General features: G+C 68.7%; 5 protein-coding genes. All 5 read right to left on the reverse strand.

What is annotated here, in order from left to right:
- A partial coding sequence (addA, locus tag ACOJTD_RS02390) for a double-strand break repair helicase AddA (RefSeq protein WP_420131342.1) occupies positions 1-2,228 on the reverse strand: 2,228 nt, incomplete at its 3' end.
- Positions 2,225-5,371: a double-strand break repair protein AddB gene (addB, locus tag ACOJTD_RS02395; RefSeq protein ID WP_420131343.1), complete on the reverse strand. Its 3,147-nt coding sequence runs from the start codon at positions 5,369-5,371 to the stop codon at positions 2,225-2,227. The genes addA and addB, both read right to left, overlap by 4 nt.
- Positions 5,372-5,439: 68 nt before the next feature.
- A complete protein-coding gene (locus tag ACOJTD_RS02400; protein ID WP_420131344.1) occupies positions 5,440-6,162 on the reverse strand; it encodes a nucleotidyltransferase family protein in 723 nt (240 codons plus the stop codon).
- 156 nt (positions 6,163-6,318) lie between these two features.
- On the reverse strand, positions 6,319-6,633 hold the full coding sequence (locus tag ACOJTD_RS02405) for a PilZ domain-containing protein (RefSeq protein WP_420131345.1): 315 nt from the start codon (positions 6,631-6,633) through the stop codon (positions 6,319-6,321).
- A gap of 112 nt (positions 6,634-6,745) precedes the next feature.
- On the reverse strand, positions 6,746-8,210 hold a 1,465-nt coding region (gene tsaE / locus ACOJTD_RS02410; protein ID WP_420131346.1), incomplete at its 5' end, for a tRNA (adenosine(37)-N6)-threonylcarbamoyltransferase complex ATPase subunit type 1 TsaE.

An 8,210-nucleotide genomic window follows, 5' to 3' on the forward strand; every position in this document is an offset into this window, starting at 1 on the left:
TTGGCCTCCGGGCCGAGCCGGCGCAGGATGCGGGCGCGGCCGCTGTCGCGCGCGCCGTCGCCGCCGAGCAGCCACGCGTAGAAGCCGAACGGCGTGTCAGCGAGCGCCCGCGCCGCGCAGGCGTCGAGGCGTTGCAGCGCCGTCGTGAGTTTCGCATCACCCGCCGCCTTGTCGCGTAGCGCGGCGCGCAGCGAGCCCTTGCGGCGCCACGCCAGCCGGAACAGATCGTCGTCGTCGAGCCCGAACAGCGGGCTCTTCAGCGCCACCGCCAGCGCCAGATCGTCCTGCGGCAGCAGCAGCGCGTCGGCGAGACTCATCAGATCGATGATCGCGATGTGCTCGGTCAGCTTCAGCCGGTCGGCGCCGGCGACCGGAATGCCGCCGCGCTTCAACGCCTGGATCACCGCATCGAACGCCGAGCCGCGCCGCCGCACCAGGATCAGCACGTCGCCATAGCTGAGCCGACGCCGCGCGCCGACCGGCCCGGTCATCGTGCCTTCGGCGATCAGCGCGGCGATCTCGGCGCGGACCTTGTCGGCGAGCCGTACTTCGGGGCTGGTCTCCGACACCGCGTCGAACGGCGCGCGCCAGCCTTCCATCGACTGCTTCTCGTCGGGCAATTCCAGCGGCCACAGATCGATCAGGCTGGGACCCGCATCGTTGAGCGCCTGGTGCAGCGGGTAGCTCGTATCGGCGTGGATGCTGCGATAGATCTCGGGATCGCGGAACACGTGATCGACCGAGTGCAGAATGGTGGCGCCGGAGCGGAACGAGTAGTTGAAGCTGACCTTCTCGAAGGTCAGCCCCGCACCGTGGAAGCGCCGCTGCAGCTCGTCACGACGCTCGGCGAATTCCTTCGGCACCGCGCCCTGGAACGAAAAGATCGACTGCTTCTCGTCGCCGACCGCGACCACTGTGCGCTTGATGCCGTCGCGCGCGCCCTCGCCTGCGGTGAACTCGGCGATCAGATGCGCGACGATATCCCACTGCTTCGGGCTGGTGTCCTGCGCCTCGTCGATCAGCACGTGATCGACGCCGCGGTCGAGCTTGAAATGCACCCAGCTCGACGCGCCGCTGTCGAGCATCTGCAGCGTCTTGTCGATCAGGTCGTCGTAGTCGAGCAGGCCCCTCTCCTGCTTCTCGCGCGCGATCCGGCCGGCGACATCGGCGGCGATCACCAAGAGAGCCCTTGTACGCTCGCGCATCAGCAGCGCGCGGCGGCGTTCCAGCAGGCCTTCGAGCCGCTCGCCCTCGCGCTTCAGGTCCTCGGCGAAGCCGGGCATCGGGTCGGCGATCTTCTTGGTGGCGAAGCTTTTGCGCAGCTTGGCTTCCTTGGTGAAGAACAGCTCGAGATACTTTTCGAGCTGCGCCGTGTCGCTCGCCGCCAGCGCGTCGCGCAGCCGCTGCGCCTGGTCCAGATCGGTCTTGCTGCCGCCGTCGAACACGGCCGCGCTGTCCGCCCAGCGGGCGCGCGGCAGATACGGGCCGTCGACGATGTCGCGATCGACGTCGGCGCAACTGTCAGCCGGATCGACGCCGAGCGTCGCGGAGAGCTGCGCCATCGCACCGTCGACACCGCCGGCCTGCGCCACCCAGCCGAGAAAGCGGTCGCGGCTCATGCAGGCTTCCTGCACCACCTCACGGAAGGTGATATCGGCCGCGCCGGTCATCGCCAGCGCCAGCGCTTTGCCGGCCGCGCTGTCCGGCGCCGCGGCGGCCTGCAATAGCACTGCGAGGCTCGCGCGCTGCATCAGCTCGGCCTGGTCGCGATCGTCCAGCACGGTGAACCGCGCCGGCACATTGGCCTCGAACGGGAATTGCTGCAGCAACCGGGTGCACAGCGCGTGGATGGTTTGCACCTTGAGCCCGCCCGGCGTCTCCAGCGCGCAGGCGAACAGTTTTCGCGCTTGAGCCAACAGTGACGGGCCGACCGTCTTGATACCAGTCTGGCGAATGGCGTCGGCGAGCTGAGTATCATCCAGCGTCACCCAGCGGCCGAGCGTGGTGAACACGCGCTCTGCCATGTTGGCGGCGGCCGCCTTGGTGAAGGTGATACATAGGATGCGCTCCGGCGGCACGCCGTCGAGCAGCAGGCGGATCACGCGCTGCACCAGCACATGCGTCTTGCCCGAGCCGGCATTGGCCGAGACGAACACCGAGGCGTTTGGATCGGACGCGAGGATCTGCCGCTCGCGCGCCTGATCCGGAATGATGCGCGGCCCACTCATGCGCCGTCTCCTGTGCCGCCGGCCGCTGACCATTCCTTGATCCGCGCCAGATCGTCGTAGCGGCCGTAGCGCTGCGCCCACATCGACAGCACCAGCGCGTGATAGGGCTGCGCCTCATCGTCGAAGCGGCGGATCAGGCCGGTGAGCTTGGCCAGCGCCTCGGCCGCAGCCTCGTCGGGCTCCTGCGGCTCGTCCTTGCGTTCGATCTTGAGTTCGAGCACACGCTCGTCGCCGGGCGGCGAGTTGCCGCTGAGCTTGACGTAGGTGAGTTCGGCGACGGACGCGCCGGCATCGATGCCATCGAAGCCGCCGGCGCGCAGGATCGCGGCTTCCAGCGTCAGCTGCGGCGACAGCCCCATGCGCACCTGCTTGCCGGTCGGCGGATTGCCGGTCTTGTAGTCGAGGATCGCGTAGTTGCCGTCGGCGCGATGCTCGATACGGTCGGCCCGCGCCGACAGGACGAAGTTGCGGCCGCCGTCGAGCGGGATCGACAGCGAGCCGCTGCGCTCGGCAATGACGTGGCGCAGATGCGGACGGCGGTCCTGCTCCCAATTGGCGAACCAGCCAGCGATGCGCAGGAATCGCGGCCACCACAGCGCGCGCGCTTCGGGATGATCCATCAGCGGCGCGAAATGTTTTTGGCCGATGTCACGCAGCACCTGCGCCGGATCGTCCGGCAAGTCATCGGCAAAGCGCTGCGTGAATTCGCCCAGAGCCTCGTGGATCGCCGAACCGCGATCGGCCGCCGACAGCGGCATGTCGACCGGATCGAGCGGCGACAGGCCGAGAATGTATTTGGCGTAGATCGTGTAGGGATCGCGCAGCCAGTCCTCGATCGCGGTGACCGACAGCTTCAGCGGCCGCGCCTCGCGCGGCGGCTTCGGCGCCGGCTGCGCGATCGGCTTGACTTCGGCGGGACGATCGAGTGCCTGCGCGTAGTCGAGATACACTTGGCCGCGCTGTTTGAGCGTGCTCCAACGCGCCTTGCCGGCGACCGCTTCGAGCCGGTGCAGAAACCGCGACACCACGGCCGGCGCGCCGCCGACCTTGTTGGCGTGCGTGAGGATCACTTCATCGGCGCCGAGCGCCTGCGCGAAGTCGTGGGCCGACAGGCCGATGCGGCGCTCCGGCAGATCGAGGCCGAGCTCGTGGCGCATCGGCCGCGACAGCCACGGATCGATCCGCGGCGCCGGCGGCCAGACGCCTTCGACTAGGCCGCCGAGAATGACGCGGTCGTGCGTCGTCAGACGCGCTTCGAGCGGGCCGTAGATCCGCAGCGCCGCTTCGGCGAGTTCGGGGCGGCGTACGGTGATGTCGCCGAACGCGGTCTCGAACACGTCCGGATAGTCGTGCGGCGGCACCGGCACGCCGGAGTTGGGCCCGGCCTCGGCAAGATCATCGAACGCGCGTAGCAGCGCCGAGCCTTGCTGCCCTTCGAATGCAACCGCGATGCCGTCCGCATCGCTCGACAGCCCGCTGAGCACCTCGCGATGACGCTGGCCGAACACGCACAGATCGATCGGCTCTTTGCCGACGCTCTCCAGCGGCAGCAGCGCGGCACGGAGCGCGTCGATCAGCGCCTGCGCCGCATCCAGCGCGTCGTCGCCGAGCCGCGCGCGCGGCTCGGACGCATGCAACGCGCTGAGTTCGCCGCGCTTCAGCTTTGCGAGCTCGGCGCGGAACGTCGCGTAGTCCTTCAGCAGTCCTTCGCAGCCGGGCGACGGCCGCGTGCCGCGCAGCAGCGCCAGTTCCAGCGTTTCGATCGCGGCGCGCCAGCCGCCGGCGGCGCGGCCGAGCCGCAGCAGCGGATGCTTCAGCAACGCCAGCAGCGTCGGCGGCTCGCAGCCGTGCAGCGCCGTCTCTGCGGCGAGCCGTGCGAAAATGCCGGCCTGGGTATCCATCAGCGAATCGCCGCCGGAATCGTCGACCGGCAGATTCCAGCGGCCGAGCGCGGCGACGACGCGGCGCGCCAGCGCGCGGTCAGGCGTCACCAACGCGGCCGTGCGACCGAGTTCGGTCGCTTCGCGCAGCGCCACTGCGATCGCCAGCGCTTCGATCTCCGAATTCGGCGCTTCGATCAGCGTGAGCTTGTCGACACCGGCTTCGATCAGTTGCTCGACCTGCGGATCGGCCAGCCGATCGTGCCACACCGCCGTCGCCGACGACGGCCGCATCGCTTCGGACGCGAGGATTTCACGACCCGGCCTTGCACTCACGCCGAGCTGTCGCACGTCGCGCCGCTGAAGCCCCATCCGCGCCAGCAGGCCGTGGAGCGCGAACTGCGGATGGTTGGACGACGGCGGCGCGGTTTGCTTGCCCTGCTTGTCGCGCGCGCCGCCGATCAGATCCCAAGCTGCGTCGTCGAGTTCGGTATCGAGCCCCGGCAGCACCACGGCGCCGTGCGGCAGCCCGGCGATGGCGTGCAGCAGCCGCGCGGTCGCCGGCATCGAGCCGGTCGAGCCGGCGGCGATCACCGGCCCGCCCTGATGCGCGGCGAGGCGGCGGGTCTCGGCCTCAATCAGCAGATCGCGCCGCGCCGCCGGTTCCATCCGGTCGGTCTCGCGCAGATGCTGCGGCCACCACTGGCCGGCGATCTTGAGGAAGTCGAGCGTCAGCTTCCAGTAGCGATCGAACGCGTCCGGCACCAAGGTATCAAGCGCCGCCCAGTCGACGCCGCGCGTCGCCATGTCGTCGATCAGCCGCGCCAGATCGTCGGCGAGCGCCAGCGTCGAGGCCGGGCCGCCGACGACGAGCGGCGCCTGATGCGGATCGCCGGGCCGAAGGCTCTTGGCCCACACCGCGATCAACTGAGACAGCAGCAGCCGGCGCGGCAGGCCGTCGAGCGCGGGGGGAATTTCCAGATCGGCGACGCCTTCGGCCGCCTGCGCGAAGGCCAGCTCGTCCTCGTCGATGCCACCGAGCGCGACGATGCGCGGCAGCAGCACCGCGTCGGTGCCGAGCACATCGAGGAAAATATCGCGGGCGAGGCGTCCGGCGCGGCGGGTCGGCAGATACAGCGTCGCCTCGGCCAGCCGCTCGGGCTGGGCGCGGGCCGAAAAGCCCTCAATCAGTTCGCCATCGACCAGCGCGGCGATCGTCGTGCGCAGAAACGGCGCGGAAGGCGGAACACTGAAAACGCGCATGGACACCCTGATTCGCCGGTCAGGCGATCATGCCATGGGCGGCCGCTGCAAGGGAGGTACGACCAGCCTCAGGCGACGCTGACCAGATAGGCGCGCTCGGCGGCCGCCACCGCATCCGGCGTGCCGACATGCATCCAGGTGCCGTCGAGCCGCAGCCCGAACAGCCGGCCCTGCTCGGCCGCCTGGTCAAACTTTTGGGTCAGCGAGAATTCGCCCTGGGGAGCATCCACGAAGATCGCCGGGTTCATGATGGCGACGCCCGCATAGACGAACGGCGTCACCTCGTTCTCCTTGCGCTTGCGCAGACTGCCATCCGGCGCCATCGCGAAATCGCCCTTGCCGGCATAGCCGATGCTGCCCGCGGTGGGCGCCATCAGCAGCAGGATGTCCATCCGCGCCGGATCGAACGCGTCGGCGAGGCGCGCGAGATTCGGCCGCACGCCGTCGATCCACAGCGTGTCGGCGTTGAGATGATAGAACGGCGCATCGCCGAGCAGCGGCAGCGCCTTGACCACCGCGCCGCCGGTGCCGAGCACCGCGTCGCGTTCGTCGGAGATGATCACTTTCGGCGCGGTTCGACCCGCGACGTGATCGATGATCTGGTCGGGCAGGTAGTGCACGTTGACGACGGCTTCGGTGACGCCGGCGTCCGCAAGCCGGTCGAGCACATGGTCGAGCAGCGGCTTGCCGGCGACGCGCACCAGCGGCTTGGGCATGTTGTCAGTGAGCGGGCGCATGCGCAGGCCGAAGCCTGCAGCAAGCACCATGGCGCGGGAAGGTTGAACGGACATCGTCGCTCGTGTTTCGAACCGGACCGGAAGACGAATCGATTGTATCACGCAGCGCCGACCGGTCTATCGACGGTCTTGGGTATTCGCTAACCATGACGCAGATGCGACATCGCGCGCCGGGCAGCACCACAGCGCGCGGTGCTTGCCGGATTGCGGCTAGACGGCCGCGGCCTGCGCGCGCGGGCTTTTGCCCTTCTTCTTGTCCTGGCGCAGGAAGCTGACGCCGATCTGATCGCCATTGACCCAGCTCAGCTCGCAGCGTCGATAGGCCAGGCCGGTCGACGACAGCAGCAGGAAGAATTCCTTGAGGTTGAGCCCGTCGACGGCGCCCTCGATGGTCAGTTTGCCGCCCGCCTCCGAGACGTCTTCGAGCAGGCACGGCCGACGCCAGGTTCCATCGATGGCCATCATCTGGGCCCGAATGCCGCGCTCGAACACCACGCGACCATCCTTGTTCCGTTCACCAACCATGACGTGTCCCTCGCCCCGACGCAGCGATTGAACGCGCGAATCCTGGGTAGATTACGAAAAGCCCGACGCTAGCGAGCGACCGACTAATTTCGGGTAAAAACAGTCGTTCGAATCAGACCGGCGGCGGCACATTGGCCTGGTACCAGGCGTGAAGTTCCGCCAGCGATGGATGCGCCAGCGAACGCGTCAGGTAGGTCCAGATCCGCGGCTGATGCTTGAGATAATGCGGCTTGCCGTCACGCCGGTTGAGCCGCGCGAAGGTGCCGAGCAGCCGGGTGTTGCGCTGGGCCGACATCAGCGCGTAGAGCCGCGCGAAGGCGGCCGGATCGAACTGCGGATCGGCCGCGATGCGCGCCTTGATGTAGCGGCCGAACAGCGCCAGTTCGAGCGCCTCGGGCACCTCGATGCGCGCGTCCTGCAGCAGCGACACCAGATCGTAGGCGGCAGGGCCCAGCACGGTATCCTGAAAATCGATCACGCCGACCCGTGCAGTCGCGTCGCGCTCATCGAGCCAGATCAGATTCGGCGAGTGATAATCACGCAGCACCCAGGTGCGCGGATCGCCCGCGATGCCGAGCAGCAGCTGGCGCCACTTCGCGAAGAATTCGGCGCGCCGTGCATCCGCGATGGCCGCGCCGCGATCGGGCAAGTACCATTCGGGCATCAGCCCGATCTCGATCAGCATCGCCTCGGTGTCGAACACCGGGATCGCGTAGGTCTCCTGCGGCAGCGGCAATGTCTCGGGCAAGTCCTTCGCATGCAGCTCTGCAAGCAGCTCCGCCGCGGCCTGATAGCGCTCCGGGATCGGTGCCGGCGGCGTGCCGGTGACGAAACTCTCGCGACCGAAATCCTCGGTGATCAGGAAACCGGATTCGAGATCGGCGTGATGGATCGCCGGTGCCGACACGCCGTGCTGGCGCAGGCCGCCGGCGATCGCCACGAACGGCCGGACGTCTTCGGCGAGATGCACCGCGGCGCTGTAGCTCTTGCCGCCGTAGAGCGCGGGGCCATCGGGCCGGCGCGGCGCATTCATCAGGATCAGCGACTCCCCGTCCCTGACCAGCCGCGCGTAGGAGCGCGTCGACGCGTCGCCCGGCATGTGGCGGCGATCGGCGTCCGCATAACCCGAGGTCTCGATGAAGCTGCGCAGCGCGGCGAGCCGCTCGACCTGCGCGGCGGCCTTGCCGTGGCCGGTGATCTCCGCGGCGCGCGCCAGCGAACCGAGCGCGGGGCGATGGCTGAAGGCGATGTCGATGCGGTCGGCCGGCATCGCGTCCGGCGCCCGCTCCGGCCATTCGATCAGCGCCACCGCGCCCTCCGGCAATGGCGACAATCCGATCTCTTCGAGCTCGCCGGGATCTTCGATGCGATACAGGTCGGCGTGCAGCAGCGGGAACGGCGGCAGCTCGTAGCTCTGCACCAGCGTGAAGGTCGGGCTCGGCACTTCGAACTCGTCGTCGCCGGCCAGATAACGGATCATCGCCCGCGCTGCGGCAGTCTTGCCGGCGCCGAGGTCGCCCGACAGAGTGATGACATCGCCAGGGCCGATCAGCAGCGCGAGCTCGGCCATCAGCCGC

Source organism: Rhodopseudomonas sp. (genome assembly GCF_048594845.1).
Lineage (GTDB): Bacteria > Pseudomonadota > Alphaproteobacteria > Rhizobiales > Xanthobacteraceae > Rhodopseudomonas.

Bases quoted from the DNA above. Each gene is read 5' to 3' on its own strand.
- ACOJTD_RS02405 (WP_420131345.1), bottom strand. From the start codon at position 6,633: ATGGTTGGTGAACGGAACAAGGATGGTCGCGTGGTGTTCGAGCGCGGC.
- addB (WP_420131343.1), bottom strand. From the start codon at position 5,371: ATGCGCGTTTTCAGTGTTCCGCCTTCCGCGCCGTTTCTGCGCACGACG.
- ACOJTD_RS02400 (WP_420131344.1), bottom strand. From the start codon at position 6,162: ATGTCCGTTCAACCTTCCCGCGCCATGGTGCTTGCTGCAGGCTTCGGC.